The 14343-nt window shown below is 50.5% G+C and carries 11 protein-coding genes; 9 read left to right on the top strand and 2 right to left on the bottom strand.

The window, feature by feature from the left end:
- Positions 1–174: 174 nt before the first annotated feature.
- Together GS632_RS19290 and GS632_RS19285 are read right to left on the bottom strand one after the other, a co-directional pair.
- Positions 175–2010, bottom strand: a complete 1836-nt coding sequence (locus tag GS632_RS19290) for an ATP-binding protein (RefSeq protein WP_171722330.1) — start codon at positions 2008–2010, stop codon at positions 175–177.
- 3 nt (positions 2011–2013) lie between these two features.
- Entirely contained in the window at positions 2014–3642 is a 1629-nt protein-coding gene (locus GS632_RS19285) for a DEAD/DEAH box helicase (protein WP_171722331.1), read from the bottom strand.
- Positions 3643–3693: 51 nt separating this feature from the next.
- Here GS632_RS19285 and GS632_RS19280 point away from each other — a divergent pair, with 51 nt between their 5' ends.
- From GS632_RS19280 to GS632_RS19240, 9 genes are all read left to right on the top strand, one after another.
- The gene (locus GS632_RS19280; protein ID WP_171722332.1) at positions 3694–4086 is read left to right on the top strand and encodes a TerB family tellurite resistance protein; all 393 of its coding nucleotides are present in this window, start codon (positions 3694–3696) and stop codon (positions 4084–4086) included.
- Positions 4087–5016 carry a phospholipase D-like domain-containing protein gene (locus tag GS632_RS19275; RefSeq protein WP_171722333.1) on the top strand — a complete coding sequence of 310 codons (930 nt, stop codon included), beginning with the start codon at positions 4087–4089 and terminating at the stop codon, positions 5014–5016.
- Between the two features lie 179 nt (positions 5017–5195).
- A complete protein-coding gene (locus GS632_RS19270) occupies positions 5196–6338 on the top strand; it encodes a cysteine desulfurase family protein (protein ID WP_171722334.1) in 1143 nt (380 codons plus the stop codon).
- Positions 6335–7243 carry a DUF4007 family protein gene (locus GS632_RS19265; RefSeq protein ID WP_171722335.1) on the top strand — a complete coding sequence of 303 codons (909 nt, stop codon included), beginning with the start codon at positions 6335–6337 and terminating at the stop codon, positions 7241–7243. The genes GS632_RS19270 and GS632_RS19265 overlap by 4 nt, the downstream gene beginning before the upstream one ends.
- A complete protein-coding gene (locus tag GS632_RS19260) occupies positions 7240–10473 on the top strand; it encodes a hypothetical protein (protein WP_171722336.1) in 3234 nt (1077 codons plus the stop codon). Before GS632_RS19265 ends, GS632_RS19260 begins: the two co-directional genes overlap by 4 nt.
- Entirely contained in the window at positions 10473–11336 is an 864-nt protein-coding gene (locus GS632_RS19255) for a phosphoadenosine phosphosulfate reductase family protein (protein WP_171722337.1), read from the top strand. Before GS632_RS19260 ends, GS632_RS19255 begins: the two co-directional genes overlap by 1 nt.
- Positions 11284–11886: a hypothetical protein gene (locus tag GS632_RS19250; protein WP_171728254.1), complete on the top strand. Its 603-nt coding sequence runs from the start codon at positions 11284–11286 to the stop codon at positions 11884–11886. Before GS632_RS19255 ends, GS632_RS19250 begins: the two co-directional genes overlap by 53 nt.
- A gap of 61 nt (positions 11887–11947) precedes the next feature.
- Positions 11948–12754: an HNH endonuclease gene (locus tag GS632_RS19245; RefSeq protein WP_171722339.1), complete on the top strand. Its 807-nt coding sequence runs from the start codon at positions 11948–11950 to the stop codon at positions 12752–12754.
- A 29-nt stretch (positions 12755–12783) separates the two neighbouring features.
- Complete coding sequence (locus GS632_RS19240) at positions 12784–14304, top strand: DNA phosphorothioation-associated putative methyltransferase (protein WP_171722340.1); 1521 nt, start codon at positions 12784–12786, stop codon at positions 14302–14304.
- The last annotated feature ends 39 nt before the right edge of the window (positions 14305–14343 follow it).

The following is a 14343-nucleotide window of genomic DNA, read 5'->3' as shown; positions in this document are numbered from 1 at the left end:
CGTTCACTGGAGGCCAAGCCTACCGTCGGCATAGTAGAAATATGTCGCCCTGCCCCCGGTATGAAGCACCGATGGCAAACATGCTGATATGAGCCTTCTCCCATGGAGGGTATTTCCCTCAAAATTATTAACCTGCGCCTCACAGACCTCATAGCTAGACCGCCCCAAAACTGTTCAGCTCTCTATCTCACGCATGAAGTCGCGAGCTATCTGCCCCCAAGTGATCCGAGTATCTTGCAATTGATCAAGTTCACGATCGTTAGCTTCATCCTCCATACGTGCCCAAGCGGTAAGCAGTAACTTCAAAGCAACTAAGGCCGGCGTATCTTCTTCATCATCGCCTTCCCTAAGTAGCTCAATGAAGTTCTTGTATGCTGGATGGCGTGTGTTCAACTTGATGAAATATTCTCCACGCTCCTGTGCGAGGTCAAAAATGGCTGGAGATGACAAAGCCGCTTCGCTGAACATGTAGCGAATGCCCGAGCTGACTGCTTCAACAGACAGCGCTTCCGCATGTTCCTCCTCGTAACCGGAATCCAGATAAGCTTGCTTAACAGCCTGCCGGCGCTCATCTTCAGTAGCATTGGCAAATGCATTGTCGGAAGCAGTTGCTTTTTGCGCAGCCCTAATTTCGGTGATCCTGGTAGCCGTTGTTTCAGCCCTGCGAGACTTCTCTTTGGTTTGGCGACTACCTGCATTCTGCTTGCGTATATGTTCACGCAACGTCTTCAAACGTGATGCCATCGCAGTGGAGACCCTGTAGTTAGCTAGCTTTGGGTCCTTAGTCTCTTGGAGCTGCTCCATAAGTTCACTTGGTGACATCCCAAGTGCATCAGCATCCTCCTTGTAGTCTGCAGCGTAAAGGTTCGTCGCAGCCTGCTTGTCATTCGTAACCCCAAAGATGTCATCCAGTTCTGGCTGAAACTCGATTTCAATCCCCCACCAACGCTCGCGCGGTTCACTAGGATTGACCCAAGTTTGGTTCATCTCAAGCTCGCGCCCCGCTCGAACGATGCTTACGCCTACATTCCTTTTCAAGAATTTACCAATTGGAGTAGCTCCACCGGCCCCGCCGCCCTCCCCGGCAAGCCGTGTATCCTGCTTAGCAACAGAGTACCGAATGACAATGTCGCTTTCCCGACCATCGGGTAGCGTGACCTTGATCTCATCCGGCTGACCAAACTCTTCAAAAGCAGCTTTTTCGGCGAACTCATCTGGAGCCGATGTCGAGGCGGTTAGCATAAGTGGATCATTTGGACGCACATAAAGGTGATCGAGGAGTTCGTAGTCAGAATGCCCAACGGCGTCGTATGCCGAGAAGCGGATCTTTACTGATCCATCAGCGATAAAGCGACGATACAAGCGACCAATTAAGAATTCGGAATTCCGAAAGAACGCCCGATGCCTGACCCACGTTGTCTTATCCAAGTTACGCCAAATTACGAGGGTCCCGCTTTCCCCGATGCCTGATTCGACAAGTTGCTCGTAATGCCCTGGTAGCACCTTTTCTTGTGGTTCCGGGACCACCCGCATGCGTCCATCTAGGATGTGGTCAACATTCAAGAATGTGTGGTGACACTTTCCATTCTGCCAAGAATACACTTCAACGACTCTGCACTGAGATATCGAGGCATTGGGTAATCCCATTCCAAACTTGCCAATTCCCTTTTGATTTTCTGGGTCCAAATTTGTTCCATGACCAAACATTAGAGCCTTTCGAAGAAGGCTAGGATTCATCCCAGAAGCATTATCATATACGATTATCTCATCGATCCGCTTAGTCTGCCTCGAGCCGATCTGAACAGGACGTTCAAGACAAACAACTTCGACATTGGTCACGTCATTCCCACACGCAAGTCCAGCCTGAATACTGTTATCAATGAGTTCAGCGACGGCGTGGTCGGTACTCTTAAAGCCACTTGAACGCATCGCTCTGATAGCGAGATGCGGAGGCACAATATCGTACACATCCTTTGATGAGTGCTGTTCGAAAGTTTGCATGTCTTCCATTTTTTACTGCTCCATCCAAAGATCATCCCAAAAGGTGAAAGCCTCTCCGAGATTTCTAAATCCGTATTTTTGATCGACTACTGTGATTACTTTACATTCATTTGTTCCGTTGGCTTTGGACCCTCGAATTACACGGCCAACCATTTGGCTGTACAACACAAGAGAGTCGGTTGGCCTCGCGATTATTGCCACGTTGGCCTTCGGCGCATCAAATCCAGTGCTCAATACCCCGTAATTGCATAGCACGGAAATTTCGCCAGCCTTGAATCTTTCGATTGACCGATGACGTATTTGTCGAGAAGTCGAACCGGTAACGCAGGCCGCACTAACGCCGCGCATCTTAAGGAGAGCGGTAAGTGTATTTGCGTGCTCAACTGAGCAGGCGAACAAGATAACAAGGCCACCGTCCTTAGCTTCTTTCTCAGTCCTCAGCAGAATGCGCAGGTTGCGCGCCGTGTCTTCGCCGATCCTTTTCAGGGCAGCACGGGAGACATCACCTGTTGACGCGAGCAGATCAATTTCGGTAGCGCTCAGATCTGCGCCGCCATCGTATTTTATCTCTTCTGTCGTGACCTTGGCGAGATAACCTTCCGCTACCAAGTATTCTACAGGGCTCTCATATCCCTCGACATCAAGCGTAACTTTCTTTCTGTCAAAAAAATCCGCGAGTTCTTCATCTTCGTCGATGTCCAGCCAGCTACGCCCCGGTGTTGCTGTAAGTCCGAGAAGCTTACAGCTACCCCGCGGAGCAAGAAGTTCAAGAACGTGACGATATGTGTCGGCGGTGGCCTTGTGAGCCTCGTCAATGACAACAAGCCCGGCGCTCCGGCCAAGCGCGAAAAGCGCCCCGTCTCTAGTCCTGCTAAAGGCGAGCGCATGCGCTGATTGCAAACTAATTACAACAAATGAATTTTTTGGCTCCCCTATTTCTTCGGAAGCGTGCGAACCAAAGTGGCGGACAACGCGTATTTTTCGGTTGCCCAAAGATTGCCAAGCCCGTTCAAACTCGGAAGCCGCTTGCTCACACAGCTCTTCTGAATGCGCCAACCAAACTGCGGAGCGACCATCTGCCAACTTATTTCTAAAAAGATCTGCTATTACGTTCATCGCCGACCGCGTCTTTCCCGCTCCGGTAGGCATGTGGAGAATTACGCGATTACCGTCGCCGGAAAGCGCGTTTTGAACGCGGTTAACGGCGTCAATTTGATGAGGGAACAGCGGATAATCTGGTTGAATTTCAATTTCTTTTGGAGATTGGAAGCTGTCCTCGTCTTCAAAATTCACTTCCCACGGGTCCAATCCGAGCCATGAGATGAATGCACTGTAGGCATCACTGCCCTTTCGAAGCTTGATTTCCGCCAACTCTGACCATGGCGCCAAGCCGGGCAAACCAAGACGCTGCGCGAGATCTGTTGCTTCGTCTCTGTTCAGGCTGTCGAAAGCGGCTGTTCGGACGTCTTTCCGCGAGACAAGGACGCCTGGGCCTGCCACATCGACCAAAAGATCTGCAAGAGCCTTTGGGCCAACGCGCCGCTGATCTAAGCTAGCCAGAACATCCACGGCTTCGCGCCCAAGCAACTCGGTAAGCTTCTCTTCTCCTAGTCGAGCAAGAATTGATCGTTGTTTGTCCATAAGTGAAATGCTACTTTTTCGGGAAAATTACTCATTAGATACGAGCAGGAAATGTCGGTAAACGAGGAATTTGAAGGGCTCTCAGAGTTGGAGGCAGCAATTGTTCTTTATGCTGCTACAGTGGTTTCAGATGGCAAAGTACGCGACAAGGAAACTTCAGAACTCATACAACAAATCAAACTTATCGTTGGAGATTCTGTCAAATCTATGACTGTGCTCAGAGCCAACCTCTCAGAGTTCCTTCAGCATCTGAACACCCCTGAGGAAAAATCTCCGCTGAAACTCGAACCCGAAGAAGTAAAATATGTAGCAGGTCTAATAAAAGACGAAGATCTAAAAATACAGATTATGAATGCTGTTTTTGAAATCGCCTATTCGGATGACGACTATCACGATAGCGAACGAGAAATTGTAACCACCCTTAGGGAATGTTGGGGCGTCTAAATGGCGGACCTCCTCCACGGAACATCTCTTCAGCGCAAGCTGCTAGAAGTTGCCCAAAAGTCGGAACGAGCCTGGTTGGTTAGTGGTTTCATCAAGTCAGGTTTCCTGCCAAGGATTGGGATCCGCGAGGATGCAGACCTCCGAGTTGTATCAAGATGGCGGCTAGGCGACCTCGTTAGCGGTGGGAGCGATCTTGAAGCTGCCCACGAGGTCTTTGCCTTTGGAGCAAAGTTTTTAATCCACCCAAGGATACACGCAAAAGTGTTTCTCTTCGACGAAACGGCATTTGTTGGAAGCGCCAATCTTACGGGTTCTGGTCTCCCTAGTATCGAAGGAACAGGAAATCTCGAAGCCGCAGTCGTAACTAAAAACACCTCAGAGATCGTCGAGTTCATAGACGACCTAACAAAGACTTCGGTGCTGTTGACTGACAAGCTGTTGAAAGAGATCGCAGATGAAGTCGAGCAACTGAGATCCTCTCAACCTACTCCAGCAACTGACACCTACTCTAAAATGCCTACGGCGTTTGAGCGCGTTGCAAAGGAGCAAACGACGAGATCCTTTACTGGCGCTGACTTTCCGTGGTGTGAAAGACCGGCAGAGGTTATGGTAGGCACAGCATCAGATCCCCGTGTCGCGCATGACCTGGAGCTATTTTCACTAAACTCAAACCCGAGCCTGCCAGAACTTAAAGAAGCATTTCTTAACAGTCGTTGCTACTCGTGGCTTAAAATGCAAACTCAAAGAGACACTCGTTTTGGTGAACTTACAACACGATTGCACAACGCCTTGGATGGGGATCCCAAGCCATATCGCAAAGATGTGAAAAAACTACTGAGTAATCTATTGGCGTGGTCCATCGAGCTGGATCCTGACGGAATACATGAGCAGTCATATCGGCGCACACGAAGCTATCGATCGTTGGACTAGAAATGTTGTCCCATTGCGCTGCTGTTACGTGGCATCTTGTCTGAATTGAAGTACTCAATTCATGATCGGTAAGAAAAACCTTGATTAAATAGATGTTGTGTATCGACTAGCCAGGCACATCCATATAGTGTGCTCTTAGGAGATATTACAGCCACAATTATCAGCAGCAGAACACAGCCATGCGTCCTGAAATCTATCTCGATAACAACGCTACGACTCGCCCACTAGCGTCAGTGGCCGATGCCGTTAATGTCTGCTTGACCGAAAATTTCGGCAACCCCTCAAGTCCTCATGCAAGAGGGAGACGCGCCCGTCAAGCACTTGAAACCGCGCGGCAATCCATCGCTGAACTTATGTCAACTGACCTAGCCAATGTCATATTCACGTCCGGAGCTACCGAAGCGAACAATACGGTCATCTCGGCAGCTCTGAGCAAAGGACAAAAGATCGTTTGCACTTCCGGCGAGCACCCATCGGTAGAATCCGCCGCGAAATACACAGATCATGATCTCATCGAAGTGGGCTTAGACAGTGACGGAGTAGTCAATCTCGCCGCGCTACGGGAGGCGTTGAATGCGCACCCAAGATCTTTGGTTGCGATGCACTGGGCAAACGGCGAGACCGGTGTCCTACAGCCTGTGGATGAGGTCTGCGAGCTGGCAACTTACTTCGGCGCGAAAACTCTGTTCGATGGAGCTCAAGCGGTGGGACGTGTACCGCGCGACGAGCTCTCAGCCAAATATAGTTTTCTTTCTTTTTCATCTCACAAACTTCATGGCCCACAGGGTGTTGGCGTTCTTTGCCTTGGAGACAACAGTAAGGTTACTCCCCTAATTTCGGGTGGCGGACAAGAACGTGGATTGAGGTCTGGCACGGAGAATCTACCGGGCGCAGTCGGATTTGGTGTCGCGTGCAGGGAGCGGCGTCTTTCGTTGGAAGGCGACCTCGAGCACCTGCGGCAACTGAGAGATACCTTTGAGGCCGCGCTTTCAGAAGGTCTGGAAGGCATTCGCATCAATGGGAAAGGCGCCCGGCGTGTCCCGAACACTTCGAACATCACTTTTCATGGCGTGGATGGGCAAGCTCTTGCGGCACGCCTCGATGCAGAAAACGTGATCTGTTCTCAGGTTTCCGCGTGTTCATCTGCGCGCCCATCACCCTCAAGAACCCTTATGGCTATGGGCATTTCGGAAGAAGAGGCTTTTTCCTCTCTTAGATTCTCATTCTCAATTTTGAACACCATGGAAGATGCTCTTGAGGCAGCAGACATTGTGTCTCAAGAGGCGCGTTTTTTGCGGGAGGTTCTCGGATGTGTGCAATGAAATTCGGCGGGCATGAAACTTTCTTTGTCAGACCTAACTGGCTTACCAAGGGCCTATTCCTGCTAAACGAAGGAGACGATGTTAGTTGGTCGACTAACGAAGCATCCGACGCGATGGGTGTTGGACGGAACATGTCCCGGTCAATCGGTTGGTGGCTCAAAACAATAGGGCTTTCCGAACGACCTGAACCAAGTGCTCCGCTTCAGCTGTCGCCGTTTGGCAAAGTTGTCTTGGAAAATGATCCATACTTCAGCGACCTCGGAACCTGGTGGTTCGTCCACCTATCGCTGGCATTTGGAGAAACCGATAGAATCTTTGGATGGTTCTTCCAACTACACCGCCAAAATCGCTTCAAACGCACGGACCTTATTGAAGCACTTCAATCGTACCTAGTGGCCCAATCGGAAAAAGTACCGTCTCAAAAATTTCTTCAACGAGAAGTGGCGGTTTTGCTTCAAAGTTACTCCCGTTCGGTACCAGCTCCATATGTCGACCCTGAAGAAAATTCTGACTGCCCACTGAGACGTTTGGGTCTATTGGTCTTTCAATCCGAACTTGACCACTATGACCGACGCACACCCAAAGCGCATATCCCACCGCACGTTATAGCCGCGGGTCTCAGCCTCCTGCGCCGAGAACATGACGAACGCCTTTTCGATGTTGATCTGGACGGCGAAGGCGAAGGCCGTCGCGTTGCACGTAGCCTTAATGTGGATACAGATACGTTTGCCCAACTCGTCACGCGATCCGCAAACGCGTTGGGTTCAAAGAAGTTGGCAACGAGGTTTCTCGCGGGCGAGCGCGTCGCGAGCGTGCGAAGCGAACCGCTAGACTATTGGGTAGATGCTTACTTCAAGTCTCCAAGAAAATCTCAAACCGACCGTGTGCTCGAGGCAGCAATATGAGCTTTTTGAAATCTATTAGTATTTCCGAAGACCTTCTTGTTCCGTCACGCGCGACGCATTACCGGCCGACGAAAAAATCTCTCGACATTGTTAGAGCTGTACTGGGCGAAGGTGACAGTCAGGCAACCAGCGTAATTGCCTCCTATGGCAGCGGTAAATCTTTGGCCGCCCTTGTCGGCGGCCTATTGGCAGACGCCGACACAACATACCAATCGGATCTCAACCCAGTAATTGAACGCCTTGAGCGGGTAGATCCGGATCTTGCGGAAGCGTCAGCATCGCGCCTTGAGTCCAAGGCCAAAGGCTCAGTGATTTCGCTTTCAGGTTACGTTCCTGATCTACCCTTAGCTTTGGCGAAGGGCCTCGGCCTCAACAAGCCGAGATCGATGGAAGCCGCCTTGGCCGCTATTTTAAGGTATCTCAAGCGAAACAAGCATGATCGGCTTGCCATCATATGGGACGAATTCGGCAGGCACCTCGAGAGGCTGGTCTCAACCGGACGTTCGGAAGAACTCTTGGAAGTCCAACAGCTTGCCGAATGGGTCGTTCGGAGAAAGGCGCCAATCGCAACCCTTACGGTCCTCCTGCACCAGAATTTTCAGCGGTACAGCGGGAGATTGAGCCAATCAGGTCAGAACGCATGGCGAAAGATTGAAGGTCGCTTTGACACTCTTACGATAGTCGAAGATAGCGATGAGATGTACGAGTTCATTGCCGAGCTGACGTCAGAAGCAACGGGTTCAGATTCAGCGGTACAGTCGTCGAGAACTAACTTCACAGCCCTAGCACAGCAGTCCGCTAATGCTGGGTTTTTTTCCACATTCGAAGACCAAGTACACCTCGAGAACATGCTGGAACAGGCGTGGCCTCTGACGCCCAGCGCCTTCTACCTCCTGCCAAGAATTTCTGCACGCGTTGGTCAGAATGAACGGACAGTCTTCTCTTTTCTTTCAGCTCTTTCATCAGAGACGTCAGATCAGCCAGTAACGATCGAACATCTTTTCACTCACTTTGCAGAAGCGATGAGGCAGGATACTGGCCCCGGTGGAGTTCATCGGCGTCTCGTTGAGACCGAAAGCGCTCGCGCCCGTGCCGAAAGTGAACTTGAGAAAGAGTTATTGGCCGCTGTCTGTTTGCTTCAGCTCGGCGGTGGTGGCGAACGTGATCATCTTTCGATGTCACGCTTACAAGCGGCAATGCTTGCGGGAAGCACCTACCGCGAACAAGAAATCACAGATGCAATTGATGCTCTCGTTGCTAGAAAGTTGCTGCTTTACAGAAGAAGAACAGATGACGTTTCAGTTTGGCATGGCGCGGACATTGATCTGCGTGCGAAAGTCTCCGAGCTCATAGCGGAACTAGCCGCCGAAACAGACATATTGGGCTGCCTAAATGATCTCGCACCGCCACTGTCCTATACAGCTCCTAGGTATAATTTCGACTATAGTTTGACGCGGTACGCACCAAGCGTATATGTCCGCCTTCAAGAGCTAGTCGACCCTGAAACAAGAGATTTCTACGGACGCTTGGCAGACGATAATGATGGTCTGGTTGCATTAGTTGTTGATGGCACCAATCGCGACATTCATGCTCTCGACAAAAGCTGGCTGCAACAGCGCTCCCATCTAATAGTAGCCATTCCTCACCGTACACTCGATTTGGAACCGGCGACTTTGGAACTTGAGGCGCTGAAAAGACTATCACAGGACAAAGAGTTGCTGTCCTTGGATCCGCTTATCGAACGGGAACTTGCCGAACTGAAAACGAATGCCTTTGAATATCTAACATCTCGACTTGAGTTACTCACGGAACCTGAAAACGGCGGCGTTGCTTGGTACTCAAAGGGGCAACCTGTCGAAATGGAAGCGCCTGGGGCAGTTTATGAAGTGCTTTCTAATGTTTTCGAAGACCGGTTCCCCAAGACGCCAAAGATAAGAAACGAACAAATTGTCCGACGCAAAGTGACTGCTCAGAGCAAAAGTGCTCGGAAACGTTGTATTTTGGGTGTACTGGAACGAACTGGCGATCCGGAGTTGGGTTATTCTGGTGCAACTTCCGCAGACGCATCGATTTTCCGAACAATATTTGGTGTGACCGATCTCTATCGCAGCACTGATACTGCTGGCAAATGGGTCACGGAGCCAAGCGATCTGAGCGATCCAGGCATGTCTTTGGCGTGGGGAACTCTTAAAGAGTTTTTCAGCACTCCAAGAGAAGAACCAAAGCATTTCGAAGAGCTGATCAAGCGCCTTACCAACAGTCCGATTGGTTTGCGCACGGGCACGCTGCCGCTTTTGATCGCAGCAGGCCTTAAAGCATTCGGATCTTGTCTTGCTCTGAGACAGAATATCGGAGGCAGATGGGCTTACGTCGACGATATTCAACCGACTGTGGTAGAAGCCATCGCGGAAAATCCAGAGGCCTTCGAACTTGAGGTAATCTCGCGCACTAAGAAACAGGTATCGCTTATCAATCTGCTTACCGAAGAGTTCAATCCTATCTTGGACACCCAAGAAACGGATCAAGTGCGTGCATTCTACGACGCCGTTTATTCTTGGCGGCGAAATTTGCCGCCGTCTGCTCTGAAGGCGAGAGGCTTAGGTGATGAAGCCACGCTACTGCAGCGTGTTCTGCGTCAGACCGATGGAGATCCTGTGCACCTGCTTTTCCGTGCATTCCCTGACATCGCCTCTCGCGACACACTCGACAATGAATGCGTTGCATACATCTCGAGAGCTCGACAGCAAATCGAGCAACTTACGGCCGTCTATACGGAGCGTGCAATCGCGGCAGCAAGAATGGCATTCTCCGGCCAAAGCGCATCTAAGGGCGCATCACTTTTAGATGCGGCTTCAACTTGGGCTAAGATTTTACCGATAACGCTCGACCAGCACACCGCTCTCGATCGCTTGAGCAAAGGTATAATCTCACGAGCGCGACAAGCTTTAAATGGTCGCTATACCGAGGCAAGTTTTGTGAGAGCCCTGTCTGGTATGTTGTCGGGCAAAGACTTTGAGGAGTGGGACGATATGACTGCCCGCGAATTTGAGCAATCTCTTCGCGCTAATCTGAGAAAAATTGAAGATGCAGCTTTGTCATTAGATGACGAAGCAGAAGGCCTCCCACTTTTCTTGGAAAGCAAAGTACGGTCTTTGTTGGATAAGCACGCGAAGGTAGCTGGTCAGAATGCCACCAAGGAACTCATAAATGAAATATTGAGGAAAATCTGATGCAGCCGACCACCCTTGAAGATGCAATTCTAGATACAGAGCGTAGACACATCGTGCCTTTGAGTGGCGGCAAGGACAGTACAGCCTTAGCGGTGTACATGCTCGAAAATCATGGCGATTTGCCGCTAGAGTTTATCTTCACGGATACTGGAGCTGAGCTGCCAGAGACTTATCAATACATAAAGCGCTTTGAGACGATTTTTGGCGTTGAGGTTCAGAGGCTTACGGCGCTGGACCTCCCAGAGCTTAAAGTGAGGAATAAAGACGGCCGCCGCTCGCCGTTCGATGTACTTCTGGACGAGGTCTACAGTGGCTTTCTTCCAAGCCCGCAAGCGCGTTGGTGCACGCGGATGCTAAAGATTAAACCCTTCGAAATGTTCGTCGGAGACTCTGAGTGCTACTCGTATATCGGTATTCGCGGCGATGAAAATCGTGAAGGCTTCGGTGGCGCAGCGAAAAATCACCAAGGCACTTACGAAGCCAAGAGGGCGTCTAAGCCCGTAGCTCTAAGCTCGAAGGAGAACATTCGCCCCGTTTATCCCTTTAAGGATATTGGGTTCGGGATTGACGATGTTCGCGATCTTCTAGACGGCAGCGGGCTAGGCTTCCCAAAGTATTACGAATGGCGATCGCGTTCGGGATGCTATTTCTGTTTTTACCAGCAAGTCGGCGAATGGCAGGCTTTACGAAAGCGCCACCCAGAACTGTTCGAACACGCCAAGACGTATGAAGAAGAAGGCCCCGACGGTCGGCGCTTCACCTGGTCTCAGACCCGATCATTGGAAGAACTAGAGCGCCTCAAAAAGGAATATGAGATTCCTGTGGGCGAACCGGAAGACGGCTGCGCGATATGTCATCTTTGACGATGAATACGCGAAACCTTTTGAAGGTGGCGTGAAGCTGAGAGCTATGTCTCATCGTGCGGCAGACACCAAGGATAATGTGCGGACAGGCAAACTCGTAGGCGGTGCGCTTTATCTCCATCGAAGTGCAATCCATACGCTATCGTCTTCAGAAGCTGATCTGGTTTCTGAAGCGGCGTCGCTCTTGCCGAACGGCTTTGAATGGTGTGTCCTCAAAGTGAACCGAAGGAAGGGCAACCATGTCTCTTTCTTGGACTATGAAGATCTTGACCACGCAGCCTTTCCTGGCCTCAAAAGAAGCTGTCTTGTGGATCTAAGCTCGGGCAAGGCTAAGGTCCGGAACTACTCTTCAGACAACCCTCCAATTCTGCATAGGAAAGAACTGCTTCTGGCATTCGACGACCTAAAGCGCAAAGAGTACGCGCAATTAACTGATCGTTTAGAACGGCTTGGCTTGTTTCAAAACATGCACAAAATGGGCTACCGTAAACAGTGGGAGAAGGTTCTCAGGGAGAACGGCTTGGACAGCAACGGCGATCACTCCGAGTAAGGCAGGTTGGGGGTGCTTTGTCTTAAGGTTAACCGCATGCAATCAAAACGGGGGCAACCAATTGTTTGAAGTGGGCGAGCTTTATAGCCGGGTGAAGGACATCCACGATAAGTTTGGTGGCAGCCGTCAGAGCGGCATTTCACCCTCAGCCCAAGCACCATACGTTTTCATCTTCACTGGAAAGAGTGGTGAGCAGTTTGGCTATGAAGACGGATGGCAGAGCGAAAGCACTTTCCTGTACACTGGTGAAGGCCAGATCGGAGATATGGAGTTTTCCCGCGGCAACCTCGCGATCCGTGATCATGTCAAAGATGGTAAAGACATCCTCCTCTTTGAGATGCTTGGAAAAAGCCAACCCTATCGGTTCCTCGGTGAGTTTGCTTGCGGCGGATGGCAGATAGATCGCGGACCAGACAAAAACGGCGAATTAAGAAATGCAATCCGGTTCCATCTTGTGCGCAAAGGCCATGACGCTTTCACGAGTATCGACCAAGAACCCAAGACACTAAAGACATCATTAGAAGAGCTCAAAAAGCGCGCTTTTGATGCGGTTGTGCCAGAGCGGTCATCGACAATCAAAGATGCGAAGGTACGCCTTCGAGAACGTTCCGAAGCCGTGAAAGCATATGTCCTGGCGCGAGCAGACGGAATATGTGAACTAACAGGGAAGCCTGCTCCGTTTCTCCGAAAATCGGGCGAGCCATATCTAGAAGTTCACCACACCCGGCGGCTATCTGATAATGGCCCAGACGATCCGAGATACGTCGCAGCCATCGACCCGACGGTGCATCGACAGATACACTTCGGAGTCGACGGGGACGAGATGAATGAACGGTTGAAGGAAAAGCTCAAATCTATCGAGCCATAAGAATTAATGCCATCAAAGCTGATGTTTCCATGACAGATTTTCGGATCAACGAGTCCATAGAGCGGCATAAAACCGCGATTCCAAGATCATCAGTATCTGCGCCGATATTTTTGCTCCAATCAGGCGGTGTCATAACTGATGAAGCCTCAGTGCTCGATTATGGGTGTGGGCAAGGGGATGACGTTCGGGCGCTTCAAAAGGCAGGGATAGACGCGCGCGGATGGGACCCGCATTTCAAGCCCGACCCTGAGCAACTACGTAAGTGCGATGTCGTAAACCTCGGATTTGTACTGAATGTCATCGAGGACCGTGGCGAAAGGGTCGAAGCGCTTCGACGAGCATTTTCACTCGCTAAGGAATGCCTCGCAGTTTCTGTAATGCTTATCGGCAAGGGGAATCTAAGCAACTCCCGCCCTTACAAAGATGGGTTCATTACATCCCGCAAAACCTTTCAAAAATACTACTCACAAGGAGAAATTCGGGACTTCATCGCCCAGTCTCTCGACGCAGCACCAATCGCAGCCGGGCAAGGCATTTTCTTCGTTTTTAAAGACGAAGTTGCTGAACAGAGGTTCTTGTTTCGCAAGCAGATCGGGATTCGTAGCAGCGCGACGGCAATGCGGCGTTCATCGCCACGCTCTGCCTTAGTTACGGATAGGGGTGCGAAGGGTGCTGACAAAACCACCATCAATCGGCTGAGTGAAGTCATCAGAGATCTTGGGCGATACCCGGATGAAAATGAACTACCAATATCTTTGCAGAAGCGCGTCGCCGCTTCCAAGCACTCGCTGGCATATCTTGCGAACCTCGCAATTCAAAATGTCGATGCGAACGAACTAGATCAGACAGTCGCGCGAAAATCAGAAGACATAAGCCTCTTTTTCGCTCTCAATGCATTTGGACAGCGACCTCCGTATCGCGAGCTGCCGCCAGAACTTCAACGCGATGTTCGCGCATTCTTTGGTTCCCATCAGCGAGCCATCGCTGAAGGACAAGCATTGCTGTTTTCCATCGGCAACTCAGAAAAGCTGATGGGCGAAGTGCAAACTGCACTAGATCAAGGCATCGGACGTTTGGATGAGGCCAAGTTCCAGTTCCATGTCCAAGACCTTGCTCGTTTAGGACCGGTTCTTCGAGGTTATGTCGCCATTGGGGAAAGACTAGCAGGCGACCTATCAGAGGCGACGCTTCTCAAAATCCATATCGATAGCAAGAAACTGACAGCGCTTTTTTTCCCAGACTTCGAGCAATCGCCTTTGCCTCGATTGGAGAGACGCATAAAGATTGAGTTTCAGACTTTTGACGTCCAAGTGGTCGATCATACGACAGGAAGTAAGGTCAAATTACTATATGAAAGATCGTCGTATTTGCCTGAAGATCACCCGCATTACGTGCTTCAGAAGGATTTTGATGACAAGATCCGCTCGATAGAGGGATTGGATTTAAGTGGTGAAGGCCCGCCAATCGGTGACTTTTCCGCCGCAATGGCCAAGTCCGGCATCAAAGTACCCCAAATGCCTAACGTAAGCTCGAAGTCTTCCGCATTTTAGACAAATAGGTCTGCACTGATAGTGCTGATCGGATCACAG

The sequence above is a fragment of the Ruegeria sp. HKCCD7296 genome, assembly GCF_013110775.1.
Classification (GTDB): domain Bacteria; phylum Pseudomonadota; class Alphaproteobacteria; order Rhodobacterales; family Rhodobacteraceae; genus Ruegeria.
This window is presented reverse-complemented; position numbering and strand designations above follow the sequence as displayed.